The organism is Pseudomonas sp. SIMBA_068 (assembly GCF_046534705.1).
GTDB classification, from domain to species: domain Bacteria; phylum Pseudomonadota; class Gammaproteobacteria; order Pseudomonadales; family Pseudomonadaceae; genus Aquipseudomonas; species Aquipseudomonas putida.
In genome coordinates this window covers 396,611-412,381 of the sequence record NZ_JAWRYI010000004.1, presented here as the reverse complement: position 1 = coordinate 412,381, position 15,771 = coordinate 396,611, and the positions used below count along the sequence as shown (strand labels likewise).

Annotated in this window: 13 protein-coding genes and 1 pseudogene; 8 read left to right on the top strand and 6 right to left on the bottom strand. The window is 63.4% G+C overall.

The features are described 5' to 3' along the window. Positions 1 to 76: 76 nt before the first annotated feature. The 4 genes and pseudogenes from SB756_RS13500 to SB756_RS13485 all read right to left on the bottom strand — a co-directional run. Positions 77 to 286, bottom strand: a pseudogene (locus tag SB756_RS13500) (pyridoxal-phosphate dependent enzyme); the annotation flags it as partial. Further along, complete coding sequence (locus SB756_RS13495) at positions 283 to 1,491, bottom strand: MFS transporter (protein WP_410910964.1); 1,209 nt, start codon at positions 1,489 to 1,491, stop codon at positions 283 to 285. The gene SB756_RS13495 and the pseudogene SB756_RS13500, both read right to left, overlap by 4 nt. Next, positions 1,488 to 2,276 (bottom strand): alanyl-tRNA editing protein, encoded by a 789-nt coding sequence (locus SB756_RS13490; RefSeq protein ID WP_410910963.1) that lies wholly within the window; start codon positions 2,274 to 2,276, stop codon positions 1,488 to 1,490. The genes SB756_RS13495 and SB756_RS13490 overlap by 4 nt, the downstream gene beginning before the upstream one ends. Then, complete coding sequence (locus SB756_RS13485; RefSeq protein ID WP_016498234.1) at positions 2,273 to 2,986, bottom strand: serine O-acetyltransferase; 714 nt, start codon at positions 2,984 to 2,986, stop codon at positions 2,273 to 2,275. The genes SB756_RS13490 and SB756_RS13485 overlap by 4 nt, the downstream gene beginning before the upstream one ends. Positions 2,987 to 3,158: 172 nt before the next feature. On the opposite strand from SB756_RS13485, the gene SB756_RS13480 reads away from it, so the two are divergent. From SB756_RS13480 to pdeM, 7 genes are all read left to right on the top strand, one after another. After that, positions 3,159 to 4,499, top strand: coding sequence for a PLP-dependent aminotransferase family protein (locus SB756_RS13480; RefSeq protein ID WP_016498233.1), 1,341 nt, complete (start codon positions 3,159 to 3,161; stop codon positions 4,497 to 4,499). Between the two features lie 103 nt (positions 4,500 to 4,602). After that, a complete protein-coding gene (locus SB756_RS13475; RefSeq protein ID WP_410910962.1) occupies positions 4,603 to 7,044 on the top strand; it encodes a penicillin acylase family protein in 2,442 nt (813 codons plus the stop codon). A gap of 107 nt (positions 7,045 to 7,151) precedes the next feature. Then, positions 7,152 to 8,168: a ligase-associated DNA damage response exonuclease gene (locus tag SB756_RS13470; protein WP_410910961.1), complete on the top strand. Its 1,017-nt coding sequence runs from the start codon at positions 7,152 to 7,154 to the stop codon at positions 8,166 to 8,168. Then, positions 8,165 to 9,823 carry an ATP-dependent DNA ligase gene (locus SB756_RS13465; RefSeq protein WP_410910960.1) on the top strand — a complete coding sequence of 553 codons (1,659 nt, stop codon included), beginning with the start codon at positions 8,165 to 8,167 and terminating at the stop codon, positions 9,821 to 9,823. Before SB756_RS13470 ends, SB756_RS13465 begins: the two co-directional genes overlap by 4 nt. Before the next feature lie 161 nt (positions 9,824 to 9,984). Next, a complete protein-coding gene (locus tag SB756_RS13460; RefSeq protein WP_410910959.1) occupies positions 9,985 to 11,100 on the top strand; it encodes a succinylglutamate desuccinylase/aspartoacylase family protein in 1,116 nt (371 codons plus the stop codon). 66 nt (positions 11,101 to 11,166) lie between these two features. Next, positions 11,167 to 13,620 (top strand): ligase-associated DNA damage response DEXH box helicase, encoded by a 2,454-nt coding sequence (locus SB756_RS13455; RefSeq protein ID WP_410910958.1) that lies wholly within the window; start codon positions 11,167 to 11,169, stop codon positions 13,618 to 13,620. Further along, positions 13,617 to 14,267, top strand: a complete 651-nt coding sequence (gene pdeM / locus SB756_RS13450; RefSeq protein ID WP_410910957.1) for a ligase-associated DNA damage response endonuclease PdeM — start codon at positions 13,617 to 13,619, stop codon at positions 14,265 to 14,267. Before SB756_RS13455 ends, pdeM begins: the two co-directional genes overlap by 4 nt. Before the next feature lie 6 nt (positions 14,268 to 14,273). Here the strand turns inward: pdeM and SB756_RS13445 are convergent, their stop codons facing one another. Together SB756_RS13445 and dcd are read right to left on the bottom strand one after the other, a co-directional pair. Further along, positions 14,274 to 14,501, bottom strand: coding sequence for a hypothetical protein (locus SB756_RS13445; RefSeq protein WP_016498226.1), 228 nt, complete (start codon positions 14,499 to 14,501; stop codon positions 14,274 to 14,276). Between the two features lie 94 nt (positions 14,502 to 14,595). Then, positions 14,596 to 15,162, bottom strand: a complete 567-nt coding sequence (dcd, locus tag SB756_RS13440) for a dCTP deaminase (RefSeq protein WP_003258001.1) — start codon at positions 15,160 to 15,162, stop codon at positions 14,596 to 14,598. A 328-nt stretch (positions 15,163 to 15,490) separates the two neighbouring features. On the opposite strand from dcd, the gene SB756_RS13435 reads away from it, so the two are divergent. After that, positions 15,491 to 15,700, top strand: a complete 210-nt coding sequence (locus SB756_RS13435; RefSeq protein ID WP_012273869.1) for a cold-shock protein — start codon at positions 15,491 to 15,493, stop codon at positions 15,698 to 15,700. Positions 15,701 to 15,771 lie beyond the last annotated feature (71 nt).

Here is a 15,771-nt window from a genome sequence, read left to right as displayed (position 1 = left end):
AGATCAGGCCTAAAGCTGATCATGTCCATAGGTTGCGATTGTGGCTGTGGGATGTCCATAGCCCGTACTAACCTGTGACCTGGTACTTGTGGCAGGCCGCCAGCAAGCCGAAACCGAAACTGCCGCCGGTTTTTTCAATGACCGTGGTCACACCCGGGATGATGTCGCCGTTGCGCAGGGCATGCTCGACAATGTGCCGGGCTGCCCGGTATTTGTGGCTGCCGCCCGGGTTGTTCATTTCCAGTTTGGTGTAGATGCGTTCGCTGACGCTGATGAGCTCGCTCATTTGCGGCTACCTTCCATTGAAGTGTGCAGACAGGCCTTGTTCTGCAGCAGGCCGGCAGTGGCGAAGAGCAAACCGATGCAAAGGGCCATGCAGATGGCATTGGTGCCATCCCAGCCAACCGTACTCAGCAACAGCGAAGGGCTGAACGCACCGACGGTTGCCAGAATGGCAATGGCGAGGTCGTTCTTGCCCTGCATCTGCATCGCTGCCGGGCTGTTTTGCAGCGACTGGGCCAGCAATGCGCCGCCGCCCACATACGTCAGGTTCCAGCCCAGCCCGAGGGCAATCAGCGCCAGGGTCATCATGGCGTAGCTGTGCGACCAGATATTCAGCGCCGAGCAACCGATCAACAGTGCCAGCCCGGCACAGATGGTGGTCTTGATGCCCAGCTTCTGGATGATTGCGCCGGTAAAGAATGACGGTGCAAACATGGCAACCACATGCCACTGGATGGCCAGGCGGACATCAGAGAAGTCCTCATGCATGTGTTTCATGTGCATCGATGCCTGAATCATGAGCAGGTTCATGATCCCGTAGCTCAGCGCCGCAACCGCCATGGCAACTTTCACCGACGGGCTGAACGGTTCGCGGGGAGTGGCCGTTTTTTCCGCGTGCTGACTGGATTTGGCGATGCCGGCATCGTCGGGCAGGCAAACGGCAATCAACAGCGACATCAGCGCAAGGCCAACGAACGAGGCATAACACAGCGAAAATAGCGGGTACCCACCCACGTCCCTGAGCCACTCCGTCAGAGTCGGCCCCACCACGGCTGCAATCACGCCCCCCGCCACCACCAGTGAAAGGGCCTTGGGCTTGAGGCTCTGGGCCAGGTTGTCAGTGGCCGCGAAGCGGTTGAAGTTGGCGAAGGCGATATAAACGCCCAACGCTGAATGGCTCAGTACCAGCAGCTGGAAGTGCTGGTATTCCACGGCCAGATAACCGCTGACACCAGAAGCCGCCAAGGGGATCGACCCCAGCATGAAGGCTTTCTTGCGACCGATACGGCTCATCAACCTGGAGACTGGGTACGTTGCCAGCATCAGGCAGAGAAACTGGAACCCGTAGGGCACGGTGGACCACGCAGCAGCCGGCGCCAATGCGGCCCCGACGATGGCGGCCATGGTCACGGACATGACAGCGGTCGTCAGGTTGATCGACTGTGCGGTGAAGTACAGGTAGGTACGCCGCGGGAGTGTGCTGTTCATAACGCAGGCTCGTGATAGGTGGAAACATCGATTTCGGCATCGGGGAACACGCAGATCAGCCGCTCTTTGCCTTTGCCCAGGCGTTTGCGGCGCACGGACATGCGCCCGATCCGCTGAGGCGACTCAAGGTGTGTGCCGCCACACGGGATTTCGATGCCGTTGTAGGTCCACAGGCGCGCGTCTTCCAGGCCCTGCACCGCGTAGTGTTCGATGGGCGCATCGCAGGCGATCAGCTCATTTGCACGCCGTTCTATCTCCACCACGTCTTCGGCAGTGAATGCGTCTTCGACCAGAAAGTCGAAACGCGCCGAGTCTTCCTTGATATGGCAGCCGATGGTCCACTGTTTCAGTTCTTCACGCAGGCTGATGGCGGCGGCATACAGGAAGTGACTGGCACTGTGAGACAGTGTCAACCGTTCGCGTCGGTCGATATCTATAGTGACGCGGGCCGGCATGCCGACGGTGACTTCATCCAGCAGGTGCAAGTCATCAGGGTGCAGGCTGTGAATAATGATGCCGCCCAGTTTTCCGCCTTTGAAACCTTCCAGGCGAATAGGGCTACCGTAGAGTTTTTTAACCCAGACAAAGCGCACAGTGCCTATCGGCAGTTCAATCGTGCCGACGTCAGCTTCCTGGCCGCCACCTTCGGGATAGGCCACGGTACTCTGCAATTCGATACCGTCACTGTGTACCCGCGTTACTTGAGTATTGGCACCCGCCAGGTATTGGTCCTTGTAATAAAGTTTCTCGGTATTGCGCAACACTTCATAATTCAGAGAATTCATGGTTCCAATACCACCTGCAGTGATGTTTTTACCTGCACACGGGCAGCGGCAGGGACGTCTTTGGTAATGATGCAGCCCGGCCCGATGAAGGCGCCGTCGCCGACGTGGATAGCACCCAGCACACTGGCGAACGCGCCGATCTGTACCCGGTTGCCCAAGGTCGGGTGCCTGGGGCTCGAAGGGTTGTCACTGATACCGCGGGCGCCCAGGGTGACGCCGCCCAGCACGTAGCAATCGTCACCAATGGTCGATGTTTCACCAATGACGGTGCCCATGCCGTGATCGATGATGAATCGCGCACCGATACGGCTGCGGAAATGAATTTCCGCCCCCGAGAGCATTTTTCCGCGCCTGGAGATCATGGCGGCCAGGCATTGGCCGCCAGCACCGTAGGTAGAAGCCGTATTGCAGTAGACCCAGTGGGCAAGCCGATAATGCAAAACCGCAGAATAAGAGGTGTAAGTTCTTGCAATAAATACCAGGTCGCGGCCAGCCGCTGGATCTTTTTGGGCAAAGGCCTGCAAGTCGGCATGGGCCTGTTCGGAAACACTTTCAATAATCAGTGTTTCTTTCAGCGCTTCGAACTCGTCGATTGAACAGCATTCCAATAACGCCGAGGTCACAAGATTCTTGACTACTTTGAATGACGCCAGTTCGTCAGGCAAAGGGAGCCTGGCAATGACGGCAGATTGCATGTCCATAGTATGCATGGGCTTGATATCCAGTTGTCTGGTCTGCACAGACGCTAAAAGTGCCGCCTTTGCTGGCAGCCGAAAGTTCCGACAAGGGGATAGTGGCAGGTACTGGCCATTTGCAAACGAACAGTCGACAAGCATTTCCGTTAACTGTTAGGCTTTTTTTTCTAACGGTTTCGGACCTGCCATGAACCCCTCCAGCCTTCATCACCTGTTGAAACAGCGCCTGGATGCAGGCGAGTGGTCGCCAGGGCAACGCATGCCCTCCATTCGCAAACTCACGGCCGCCGTCGATTTCAGTTACCACGACGTGGTATCGGCGTATGCCCAGCTGGTCAGCGAAGGTGTGTTGACGGCCTCGCCCGGCCGCGGCTACTTCGTCGCCAACCGCAGCCGGCAGACGAGCGTGATCCACGAGCCCGAGTGCATGGCCGGCGATCCGCTGTTCCGGCTGCTGCAGGGCGGCCAGCACTACACCAAACTGGGCAGCGGCTGGCTGCCGCCGGCGTGGCGCGACACCGAGCTGCTGGCCAAGGCGATTCGCCGCACCGCGCGGCTGGAGCAAAGCTCGCTGGCAGAGTACGGCGACATCCAGGGTTACCTGCCCATGCGCAAGCAGCTGTGCGTGCACATGAAACGGCTGACCCGTGTCGAAGCCCGACCCAACCAGTTGCTGACCACCCTGGGCGCCACGCAAGGCCTGGACCTGGTTGCCCGGTTGCTGATCAAGCCAGGCGACCACGTGTTCGTCGACGAGCCGGGCAACGGCAACCTGATCAAGCTGATCCAGCTGGCGGGTGGGCACGTCGTCGGTATCCGGCGGACCCAGGACGGGCCGGATGTGGAGGAAATGCGGCGCTACCTGGCCATCCACAAGGTCAGAGCGTTCTTCTGCAACAGCACCTTCCACAACCCGACCGGCAGCAACATCAGCCCGCACAACGCCTTCAGCGTGCTACGCCTGGCGGTGGAGCACGAGTTCTACGTGGTCGAGGATGATGTGTATGGCGACTTCAGCCCTGCCGTGCGCCAGACCTTCGCCGAGCTGGACAACCTTGACCGGGTCATCTACATCGGCAGTTTTTCCAAATGCCTGTCCGCCTCGTTGCGCGTGGGCTTCATCGCCTGCTCGCAAGACCTGATAGAACCGCTGACCCGCCTGAAACTGCTGACCTGCGTGGCCGTGCCTGCGTTTTGCGAGCGCTTCGTCAACACCATATTGTCGGACGGCACCTACGCCCGGCACATGAAGGATGTACAGCAGCGCCTGATCCGGCAGCAAGTCCAGACCCAACGATTGTTGCTCGAGCGCGGCTGGCAGTTCGAGATCGCGCCGCAAGGGGGCATGTTCCTCTGGGTCTACCACCCGGACCTGCCCGACCTGCAACCCCTGGTGCGCAAACTGGAGCAGCACAAGATTCTGCTGATGCCCGGCTCTGCATTCGCGGTCACCCGTGACTACCGACGCTATGCGCGTATCAATTGCACGCATTTTTCCGACACGCTGGCAGACCACTTCAACGTTTGAGCCCGCGCAGGCAAATAAACCGACACAGGACCTTGCACGGCGCCTGCGCGCTTACTACCTTAGCGCCTTTCGAAACCCGCCTCGCCTTGCAGGAGCCCTTGTCATGGCCGCCCCCGCCTTTCCTCCCTTCCGCCTGCGGTTTGCAACCGCCGCCACGCTGCTCGGCATGCTCGGGCTGGCCGGCTGCCAGACGGGCGGCCACCAGGACAGCGTGCCACCGACCAGCGGCGTGCAGCCGCTCAAAGGCCTGGCGCAGAACGTCTCGATCCGCCGCAACGCCATGGGCGCGCCATTGATCGAAAGCAGCAGCTTCCATGATGCGCTGTTCAGCCTGGGCTACGTGCACGCGGGCGACCGTATCGAACAGATGGTCGCCATGCGCCTGCTCGCCCAGGGCCGCCTGGCCGAACTGGCCGGCAGCGACGCGCTGGACATCGACCGCCTGATGCGCGCTGCCAACCTCAAGCAGAGCGCCGCCCAGCAATACGCCGACGCATCGCCACGGCTCAAGCGCTTCTTCGAAGTGTATGCACGCGGGGTCAACGCCTACCTGTTCCGCTACCGCGACAAGCTGCCGGCCGACCTTGCCAACAGCGGCTATCGCCCCGAGTACTGGAAGCCCGAAGACTCGGCGCTGATCTTCTGCCTGTACGCGTTCAGCCAGTCGGTGAACCTGCAGGAAGAACTGAGCGCCCTGACCCTGGCGCAGAAAGCCGGCAGTGACAAGCTGGCCTGGTTGCTGCCCGGTGCACCGGATGAGCCGTTGGCCGAAACGGAAGTGGACAAGCTCAAGGGCCTGAACCTGGCCAGCCAGTTGCCGGGCCTGCCAGCGCTGGCGGCCGCCAGCCAGAAACTGGCCGACCTTGACCTGCTCGGCAGCCCGGGCTCTGCCAACCTGGCGCTGGGCCCGCAGCGCAGCCGCAGTGGCAAGAGCCTGCTGGCCAGCGACAGCCGCGCCGCCTGGGCCCTGAGCCCGGTACAAATCCACACGGGCAAGTACCAGGTTGCCGGCCTGTCGTTGCCCGGCCTGCCGATCGTGCTGGCTGGCTACAACGGCAAGCTGGCCTGGAGCAGCAGCGCCGTGATGGCCGACAACCAGGACCTGTACCTGGAGCAACTGCGTCGCCAGGGCAGCCAGCTGACCTACCTCGCCGATGGCAAATGGCTGCCGGCCCGCGCCCGTAGCGAAACCTTCTTCGTCCGGGGCCAGCGCCCGCTGCGCGAGGTGATGTACGACACCCGCCACGGTACCCTGCTGGCCCAACCTGATAACGCCAGCCTGGGCCTGGCGCTGAACCTGCCACAGTTCAAGGGCGACCGCAGCCTGGATGCACTGTTTGACCTGACCCGTGCCAAGAACGTCGAGCGCGCTTTCGACAGCACCCGTGAAGTGACCGCCGCCGCCCTCAACTTCGTCTTCGCCGAGCCCGACCATATCGGCTGGCAGGTCAGCGGCCGTTACCCCAACCGCCGCGAAGGCCAGGGCCTGCTGCCCTCGCCGGGCTGGGACGGGCGCTATGACTGGGACGGCTATGCCGACCCAATGCTGCACCCCTACGACCAGGACCCACCCGCCGGCTGGATCGGCCACGCCAACCAGCGCAGCCTGCCACGTGGCTATGGGATGCAGTTGTCCAGCACCTGGTACTACCCGGAACGCGCTGAACGCCTGGCCCAGCTGGCCGGCAATGGCCGCCACGACAGCCGCAGCCTGATGGCCCTGCAAAACGATCAGGAGACCCTGCTGGCCGCCAAGCTCAAGCAGATGTTCGATGCCCCTGGCATGGCCCAGCCACTGAAACAGGCGATCGATGCCCTGCCCGCCGCACAGCGCGACAAGGCCAAAGACGCGCTGGCCCGGCTGAAAGCTTTCGACGGCCGTCTGAGCCCGGTGTCGGCGGATGCAGCGCTGTACGAGCTGTTCCTCCAGGAAGTTGCACGGCAAACGTTCCTCGACGACCTCGGCCCAGAGTCCGGCCCGGCGTGGCAGGCGTTCGTCAGCAATGCCCGGTTGTCGTTCTCGGCGCAGGCCGATCACCTGCTGGGGCGCGACGACAGCCCGTTCTGGGATGACCGCAGCACCCCGCAGAAAGAAGACAAACCCACCATCCTCGCCCGCAGCCTGGCTGGCGCGGTGGATGCCGGCACCGCACAACTGGGTGCCGACCGCCGCGCCTGGCAGTGGGGCAAGCTGCACCAGTACCGCTGGCCGGCACCGGCCTACCATGGCCTGGGCGATGCCACCAGCCGTTCGCCGCTGGCCGCTGGCGGCGATTTCACGACCCTGGCCCTCACGCCGTATGCCTGGGGCAGCGACTTCGACACCCGTCTGCCGGCCTCGGCGCGGATGATCGTCGACTTCGGCCAGGCCGAACCTTTGCAGGTGCTGACCAGCAGCGGCCAGTCCGGCAATCCGGCCAGCGCGCACTACAGTGACGGGCTGGATGCCTGGTTCAAAGGGCGCTTCATGAGCCTGCCGCTACAGCCGCAAAACTTCGGCAAGGCGTATGGCAACCCGCGGCTTACGTTGGTGCCCGGCAAATAAACGGCATTGCCTGCTTTGGGGCTGCTTGGCAGCCCCAACCATTTCCTGTCGAACTTCCTTTCACCCGCATGGCTCCTAACTGGTAACTCCAAACCGGCGCCCATGCCATGGACCTCGTCATCGCCCGCCCCGAAGGCCTCTACTGCCCGCCCGGTGATTTCTACATAGACCCTTGGCGGCCGGTGGACCGCGCCGTGATCACCCATGGCCATGGTGACCATGCACGCACCGGCAATGGCCATTATCTGACCGCCAGCCCCGGCGCCGGTATCCTGCGCAGCCGCCTGGGCCAGGGTATCAATTTGCAGACCCTGCCCTATGGCGAGCGCCTGATACACCACGGTGTGACCCTGAGCCTGCACCCGGCCGGGCATGTGCTGGGCTCGGCGCAGGTGCGCCTGGAGCATCAGGGCCAAGTCTGGGTCGCCTCTGGTGACTACAAGGTAGAGCCCGATGGCACCTGCACCCCTTTCGAACCGGTGCCGTGCCACACCTTTATCACCGAATCGACCTTCGGCCTGCCGATCTACCGCTGGCCAAGCCAGGGGGAGATCTTCGCCGGCATCAATGCCTGGTGGCGGGCCAACAGCGAACAGGGCAAGGCCAGCGTGCTGTTCTGCTATGCCTTCGGCAAGGCCCAGCGCATTCTGCATGGGCTGGACCCCAGCATCGGCCCGATCCTCGTGCATGGCGCCGTCGAGCCGCTCAACCGGGTGTACCGGGACGCCGGCATACACCTGCCGCAGACCCACTATGCCGGCGATATCCCGCGCAACGACCCTTTGCTGCGCCAGGCGCTGGTCCTGGCACCACCCTCGGCCGGTGGCAGCAGCTGGATGCGCCGCTTCGGCGAGTACAGCGACGCCTTCGCCAGCGGCTGGATGCTGTTGCGCGGCGCCCGCCGACGGCGCGGCGTGGACCGGGGCTTCGTGCTCTCGGACCATGCCGACTGGCCCGGCCTGCTGTGGGCAATCGGCCAGACCGGCGCCGAACGGGTGATGGTTACCCACGGCTCGGTCAATGTGCTGGTGCGCTACCTCAACGAACAAGGCCTTGATGCTCGCGCCTTCGCCACCGAGTACGGCGACGAGGACGACGTCGCCACTACCGAACCTGCACTATGAAAGCCTTCGCCACGTTGTACCTGCGCCTGGACGCGACCACGTCCAGCAATGCCAAGCTTGAGGCCCTGCGCGACTATTTCGCCAGTGCCCCCGCCGAGGATGCGGCCTGGGCCGTGTACTTTCTGGCCGGCGGGCGCCCGCGCCAGCTGGTGCCCACGCGCGTGTTACGCGAACAGGCAACGGCACAGGCCGGGTTGCCGGACTGGCTCTTTGAAGAAAGCTACCAGGCAGTAGGTGACCTGGCCGAAACTATTTCGCTGTTGGTGCCCGTACACGCCGATGGCAGCAATGAAGGCCTTGCCACCTGGGTGGAGCAATATTTGCTGCCGCTGCGCGGGCTATCGCCTGAGCAGGTTCAGCAGCGCCTGCAGCCGCTGTGGGCGCAGCTGGACCGCCCCAGCCTGATGCTGTGCCTGAAACTGATCACGGGCAGTTTTCGCGTGGGCGTGTCCAAGCTGCTGGTCACCCGCGCCCTGGCACAACTGGCCGGGCTGGACGCCAAACGCATCGCCCAGCGGATGGTCGGCTATACCGATATCAGCCACCGTCCAACAGCGGCCAGCTACCAGAGGCTGGTTGCAGCCGAGTCGGCCGATGAACACAGCCAGCGCGGCGGCCAGCCCTACCCGTTCTTCCTGGCGCACCCGCTGCAAGCGCCAACGGAACAGTTCGACACACTGCTTGGGCCGCCAAGTGCCTGGCAGATCGAGTGGAAATGGGACGGCATCCGCGCCCAAGTGGTCAAGCGCGAAGGCCAACTGTGGGTTTGGTCGCGTGGCGAAGAGCTGGTTACCGAACGCTTCCCCGAGCTGCACAGCCTGGCGCAGACGTTACCCGATGGCGTGGTGCTGGATGGTGAAATCCTGGTATGGAAGCCAGGCGATACCCCCGCTGAACTGGCCGTCCAGCCTTTTGCCCTGCTACAGCAGCGCATCGGGCGCAAGACGCTGGGCAAAAAATTGCTGAGCGATGCCCCGGTGGTGCTGCAAGCCTACGATCTGCTGGAGTGGCAAGGCGAGGACTGGCGCAACCGGCCGCAGCACGAGCGCCGCTGGCAACTGGAACGGTTGGTGGAAGACCACCCACTGGCCCCGGTGCTGCTGTCGCCCCTGCTTGATGGCCCGGACTGGGCCGACCTCGCCCGCCAGCGCGAGCAATCACGCAGCCTGGGTGTCGAGGGCCTGATGCTCAAGCAACGTGAAGCCTTGTACGGCGTTGGGCGCACCAAGGACATGGGCACCTGGTGGAAGTGGAAGATCGACCCGTTCAGCGTCGATGCCGTGCTGATATACGCCCAGCGCGGCCACGGCCGGCGGGCCAGCCTGTACAGCGACTACACCTTCGCCGTGTGGGACGCACCGGCCGGCACCCAGGGGCGCGCACTGGTGCCCTTTGCCAAGGCCTACTCCGGGCTCAGTGACGAAGAAATGCGCAAGGTCGACGCCATTATCCGCAAGACCACGGTGGAAACCTTCGGCCCGGTGCGCAGTGTGACGCCGACGCTGGTGTTCGAACTGGGCTTCGAAGGCATCGCATTATCGAAACGCCATAAAAGCGGCATCGCCGTGCGCTTTCCGCGCATGCTGCGCTGGCGGCTGGACAAGCCGGTGGAAGAGGCGGATGACCTGGCGACCCTGCAGGCATTGCTGGCCTGAGGCAGTTTCGGCCCCCGGAGGGCCTTTTCGCGGGCATGCCCGCGAAGAGGCCAGCACGGTGATCGAGGCGCAAGCGATGGAGGCGCAAGGCCAAAAACTATGCTTCTATCTTTGTGCCGACCCGTGTCGCAGACCGTATTCGCCACGCATCCAGGACCACCATGCACCATTCAACACACGACCTGCTCTCACCCGTTCCGGGCATCACCCGCCAACTGCACAGCTTTCACTTCGGCCCCCGCGGTGGTGGCAAGGTCTATATACAGGCCTCGCTGCACGCCGACGAGCTACCGGGCATGCTGGTGGCCTGGCACCTCAAACGCCGCCTGGCGGACCTTGAACAACAAGGCCGCCTGCAACGTGAAATCATCCTGGTACCGGTGGCCAACCCGGTCGGCCTGGAGCAAGTGCTGCTGGATGCGCCACTGGGGCGCTTCGAACTGCAAAGCGGCGAGAACTTCAACCGCAATTTCGTCGACCTGTCGGACAGCATCGGCGACCAGATCGAAGAACACCTGGCCCAGGACCCGGCCCACAACATCGCACTTATCCGCGAATACCTGCGCCGTGGGCTGGACGCACACCCGGCCCGCACACCCCTGCAGGCCCAGCGCCTGATCCTGCAGCGGCTGGCCTGCGACGCCGACATGGTGCTGGACCTGCACTGCGATTTCGAGGCGGTCGAGCACCTGTACACCACTCCAGACGCCTGGCCGCAGATCGAGCCGCTGGCCCGCTACCTGGGGGCCCAGGCCAGCCTGCTGGCCACCGACTCGGGCGGACAGTCGTTCGACGAATGCTTCAGCTTGGTCTGGTGGCAGTTGCAGCAACGCTTCGGCAAGCGCTTCCCGATTCCGCTGGGCTGCTGCTCGGTGACCGTCGAGTTGCGCGGCCAGGCGGATGTTTGTCATGACCTGGCCAGCAAGGATTGCCAAGCGATAATCAACTTCCTGACCCACGCGGGTGTAATCGAAGGCGCCAGCCCCTCCTTGCCAGCATTGCTCCACCCCGCCACGCCGCTGGCCGCTGTGGAACCGGTGTCGACGCCACTCGGCGGCTTGCTGGTGTATCACGCCAAACCCGGTCAGCACCTGGAAGCCGGCCAGTTGATCGCGGAAATCATCGACCCGCTCAGCGACCGGGTGACCGCAGTGCGTAACAGCCAGCCGGGCCTGCTTTACGCCCGCAGCGTGCGGCGCATGGCAACGGCTGGCATGGTCATCGCCCATGTGGCCGGCCAGCAGGTGTGCCGCAGCGGCTATCTGCTGGGCAACTGATTCGGTAAAACCATTGCCCCTGGCGGATGGTCTGTAGAAGCACACCCTTCGACGGACCACTGCCTCATGCCCGCCGCCACCGACCTTGCCAATGCCTGGTTCGCCAAACGAGGGTGGAAGCCGTTCGCTTTCCAGCGACGCGTGTGGGCAGCTGTCGAGCGTGGTGAGTCTGGCCTGCTGCACGCCAGCACCGGCGCCGGCAAGACCTACGCCGTGTGGCTCGCCGCGCTTCGCGCTTTCAAGCCCAAGCCCCAGGGCAGCCAACCTGTGCCCTTGCAGGTGGTGTGGGTCACGCCCATGCGGGCCTTGGCCGCCGACACTGCGCGCGCCTTGCAGGCGCCGCTCGATGAGCTTGAACTGCCCTGGCGTGTAGGCGTGCGCAGCGGCGACACCGGCAGCGCCGAACGCGCCCGGCAAGCACGGCGCCTGCCCAGCGTGCTGGTCACCACCCCCGAAAGCCTGACATTGCTGCTGACCCGGGCACAGGCGCGCGAAGATTTCGCCACGCTGCGCCTGGTGGTGGTGGATGAATGGCACGAACTGCTGGGCAACAAGCGCGGTGTACAACTGCAACTGGCGCTGGCCCACCTGCGCCAGTGGCACCCCGACCTGCCCACCTGGGGCCTCACTGCCACGCTTGGCAACCTGCAACACGCGCTGGAGGTGCTGTTGCCGCAAGGCGGCCTGCTGGTGCAGGGCCGCCAGGACAAGGCGCTGCAGGTCGATACCCTGCTGCCGGCGGCAATAGAGCGCTTCCCGTGGGCCGGCCACATGGGCCTGAAGATGCTCGACCAGGTCAGCCAGGAGATCGATGCCAGTGCCAGCTGCCTGGTGTTCACCAATACCCGTGCCCAGGCCGAACTCTGGTACCAGGCCCTGCTTGAAGCCCGCCCCGACTGGGCAGGGCTGATTGCCTTGCACCATGCCTCGCTGGCCCGGGAAACCCGAGACTGGGTCGAGCGCAGCCTCAAGCAGGGCAGCCTGAAGGCAGTGGTCTGTACGTCCAGCCTGGACCTGGGCGTGGACTTCCTGCCGGTGGAGCGGGTGCTGCAAATCGGCTCGGCCAAGGGCATTGCCCGCCTGATGCAGCGGGCTGGCCGCTCCGGCCATGCACCGGGGCGGCGTTCGCGCATAACCCTGGTGCCCACTCACAGCCTGGAACTGGTGGAAGCCGCAGCGGCGCGCCAGGCACTTGCGGCCGGGCACATCGAAGCGCGCGTCTCGCCACGGCTGTGCATGGACGTGCTGGTGCAGCATTTGGTCAGCATGGCCCTGGGCAGTGGCTTTGACGCCGAACAGCTACTGGCCGAAGTGCGCAGCACCTGGGCGTTCGCCGCATTGCGCGACAGCCAGTGGCAATGGGCCCTGGACTTCGTCTGCCGCGGCGGCGGCTCACTCAGCGCCTACCCGGACTACCAGCGTGTCGAACGCCAGGCCGATGGCATTTACCGGGTCGCCAGCGAGCGCTTGGCGCGGCGCCATCGCATGAGCATCGGCACCATCGTCAGCGATGCCAACCTGCAACTTAAATATTGGTCCAAGGGCGGCGGGGGCAAGACATTGGGCAGTGTTGAAGAGGCATTCATTTCACGCCTGCGGCCCGGCGATACGCTGGTATTTGCCGGGCGCGTGCTGGAACTGGTGCGCGTGGAAAACATGACGGCCTATGTGCGTCGCAGCACTGCGCGCAAGGCTGCGGTGGCCCGCTGGAATGGCGGGCGCATGCCGCTGTCGAGCGAACTGGCCGACGCGTTGGTCGAACAGCTCGATGCCGCAGCCCATGAACGCTTCGACGGCCCTGAGATGCGTGCGGTGCGCCCGCTGCTGGCGCTACAGGCCCAATGGTCAGCGTTGCCCACCACCGGCACATTACTGGCCGAGACGTTCAAATCCCGCCAGGGCTGGCACTTGTTCCTGTACCCGTTTGCCGGGCGCATGGCCAACCTGGGTCTGGCCAACCTGATCGCCTGGCGGGTCAGCCACGTGCAGCCACTGTCGGTGTCCATTGCTGTCAACGATTACGGGTTCGAACTGCTCAGCCCCGGTAACGTGGACTGGGCGGCGCACTTACCTCAGGCGCTTGCAACCGGGCAACTGCTGGAAGATGTGCTGGCCAGCCTGAATGCGGGAGAAATGGCGTTGCGGCGCTTTCGTGAGATCGCCCAGATTGCCGGACTGGTGTTTGGCGGGTACCCGGCGGCGCAAAAAAGCACCCGACAGATCCAGGCGTCCAGTGGGCTGTTCTACGAGGTTTTCCGCAAGCATGACGCCGGGAATCTGCTGCTGGGTCAGGCGCGGGATGAGGTGCTGAGCGAGGAGCTGGAAATCGAACGGCTGCATCGGCATTTGCTGAAAATGAACGGCCTGCAACTGGATTTGCGTATGTTGAAACGGCCAGGGCCGTTGGCGTTTGCCTTGCTGGTGGAGGGCATGCGCGAGACCCTGAGCACCGAAAAACTGGCGGACCGCATTGCCCGGATGGTCGCCGAGCTTGAACGCGCGGCAGGCGGGCCAGAATGACCCATCAGCCCATCGAGCACTGCGGTCAGACGCTTTGGCTGCTTGCCGACAAGGCCATCTACTGGCCTGCTCGCCGGGCCTTGCTGGTTGCCGACCTGCACATCGGCAAGGCCGCCAGCTATCGCGCCCTGCATCAACCAGTACCGCGCGGCACCACCGCAGCGACCCTCGCCCGCCTAGACGCCCTGCTGGCAGCGCACGACTGCGAGCAACTCATCGTCCTTGGCGACTTTCTCCATGCGCGCACCGCCCGCGCACCCGCAACGCTGGCCAGGCTTCAGGTGTGGCGGGAGCGGCATGAGCACCTGCATATCGTGCTGATACGCGGCAACCACGATCGCAACGCTGGCGATCCACCCGCCTCGCTGCGCATTGAAGTACAGGACGAACCCTGGATACTGGAGCCGTTTGCGCTACAGCACGAGCCCCGGCCCCACACGATGCACCCGGTGCTGGCAGGCCATGTACACCCGGCATTCGTCCTGCGCGGGAAGGCCCGTCAGCGCGTGCGATTGCCATGCTTCCTGATCGATGAAGGCGTCAGCCTGCTACCGGCATTCGGAGAATTCACCGGCGGCTGGACAATTGCACCCTGCGCAACCGGCCGGATATACCTGGCCGGCGCAGGGCGGGTCTGGGCGCTGTAACGGTGCTCAGGCTACAGGCGCTGGCGGCGGCTCGTCCGGCAACGTTGGCTCACCCGGCTCCATGGGTTGCGTTTCACCCGGTTCCGGTGGCTGTGGCGTATCGGGATCAGGCTGATGGGGCACGCCCCCCGCCTGCATCGGCAGCGGGTGCGCCAGCAGTGACCAGGGCAACAACCCGATGTGGTTTGGCTGCAGGCCTGCCAGCTTGGCACTGATTGCGGGATGGAGTTTCATTGGCGGCTCCTGACGAAGGCCGATGCACATCATGCGCACCGGCATTACTGCGTTGGAGTGCCAAAGGCACGGGGAATTCCCCGCGTTTGTCGGGTCAGGTACGTGGCAGGGTAACGCCGCGCTGGCCCTGGTATTTGCCGCCACGGTCCTTGTAGGACACTTCGCACTCTTCGTCAGACTGCAGGAACAGCATCTGTGCCACGCCTTCGTTGGCGTAAATTTTTGCCGGTAGCGTGGTGGTGTTGGAGAACTCCAGCGTCACATGGCCTTCCCACTCTGGCTCAAGCGGGGTGACGTTGACAATGATGCCGCAACGGGCATAGGTGCTCTTGCCCAGGCAGATGGTCAGCACGTCACGCGGAATGCGGAAGTACTCGACGGTGCGGGCCAGGGCGAAGGAGTTCGGCGGGATGATGCACACGTCGCTCTTGATATCGACGAAGCTGCCGGCATCGAAGTTCTTGGGGTCGACGGTGGCCGAGTTGATGTTGGTGAAAACCTTGAATTCGTCGGCGCAGCGCACGTCGTAGCCGTAGCTGGAGACACCGAAGGAAATGACCCGGCTGTCCTGTTCGCCGCGCACCTGGCGCTCGACGAACGGTTCGATCATGCCGTGTTCCTGCGCCATGCGGCGAATCCACTTGTCCGATTTGATGCTCATGGCGGGGGTGTCCTGAAGAGTTGCGTGGTAAAAATCGTGATCCGCATCTTACCGGTCCCGGCGCCCAGGTTAAAGTTCTATGCCGCATCCCGCGCCAAGCGGAGGCTGCAGCCACCGTCGATCCGAATTTGCCTAATGCATCCTCAGACCATTGGCAGGTTGCGGAAAGTGGGGTAAGGTGGCGCCACTGTGCTGCACGTGACACCGAGAATCTCTAGTTTGATGCACGATCCTGATCGGCCCATCGCTGAATTTTCTGCTCTCTTTGCGCTCAGTCCCGGGCAGGGTTTTTCCTGACCGTTCTTAAATTGTCCAAGGAGACAGAAAAATGTCCAACCGTCAAAACGGTACCGTTAAGTGGTTCAACGATGAAAAAGGCTACGGCTTCATCACCCCTCAGTCGGGCGACGACCTGTTCGTGCACTTCAAAGCCATCCAAGCTGACGGCTTCAAAACCCTGAAAGAAGGCCAGGCTGTTACTTTCGTCGCTACCCGCGGCCAGAAAGGCATGCAGGCTGAAGAAGTTCAGATCGCCTAAGTCGATCTCGCTTCCTGGCTTTCAAAAAAACCCGCCTTCTGGCGGGTTTTTTTATGCCTGTGTAGGAGCGA

Coding starts and splice junctions, on each gene's coding strand:
- SB756_RS13495 (WP_410910964.1), bottom strand. CDS start 1,491: ATGAACAGCACACTCCCGCGGCGTACCTACCTGTACTTCACCGCACAG.
- SB756_RS13490 (WP_410910963.1), bottom strand. CDS start 2,276: ATGAATTCTCTGAATTATGAAGTGTTGCGCAATACCGAGAAACTTTAT.
- SB756_RS13485 (WP_016498234.1), bottom strand. CDS start 2,986: ATGCATACTATGGACATGCAATCTGCCGTCATTGCCAGGCTCCCTTTG.
- SB756_RS13480 (WP_016498233.1), top strand. CDS start 3,159: ATGAACCCCTCCAGCCTTCATCACCTGTTGAAACAGCGCCTGGATGCA.
- SB756_RS13475 (WP_410910962.1), top strand. CDS start 4,603: ATGGCCGCCCCCGCCTTTCCTCCCTTCCGCCTGCGGTTTGCAACCGCC.
- SB756_RS13470 (WP_410910961.1), top strand. CDS start 7,152: ATGGACCTCGTCATCGCCCGCCCCGAAGGCCTCTACTGCCCGCCCGGT.
- SB756_RS13465 (WP_410910960.1), top strand. CDS start 8,165: ATGAAAGCCTTCGCCACGTTGTACCTGCGCCTGGACGCGACCACGTCC.
- SB756_RS13460 (WP_410910959.1), top strand. CDS start 9,985: ATGCACCATTCAACACACGACCTGCTCTCACCCGTTCCGGGCATCACC.
- SB756_RS13455 (WP_410910958.1), top strand. CDS start 11,167: ATGCCCGCCGCCACCGACCTTGCCAATGCCTGGTTCGCCAAACGAGGG.
- pdeM (WP_410910957.1), top strand. CDS start 13,617: ATGACCCATCAGCCCATCGAGCACTGCGGTCAGACGCTTTGGCTGCTT.
- SB756_RS13445 (WP_016498226.1), bottom strand. CDS start 14,501: ATGAAACTCCATCCCGCAATCAGTGCCAAGCTGGCAGGCCTGCAGCCA.
- dcd (WP_003258001.1), bottom strand. CDS start 15,162: ATGAGCATCAAATCGGACAAGTGGATTCGCCGCATGGCGCAGGAACAC.
- SB756_RS13435 (WP_012273869.1), top strand. CDS start 15,491: ATGTCCAACCGTCAAAACGGTACCGTTAAGTGGTTCAACGATGAAAAA.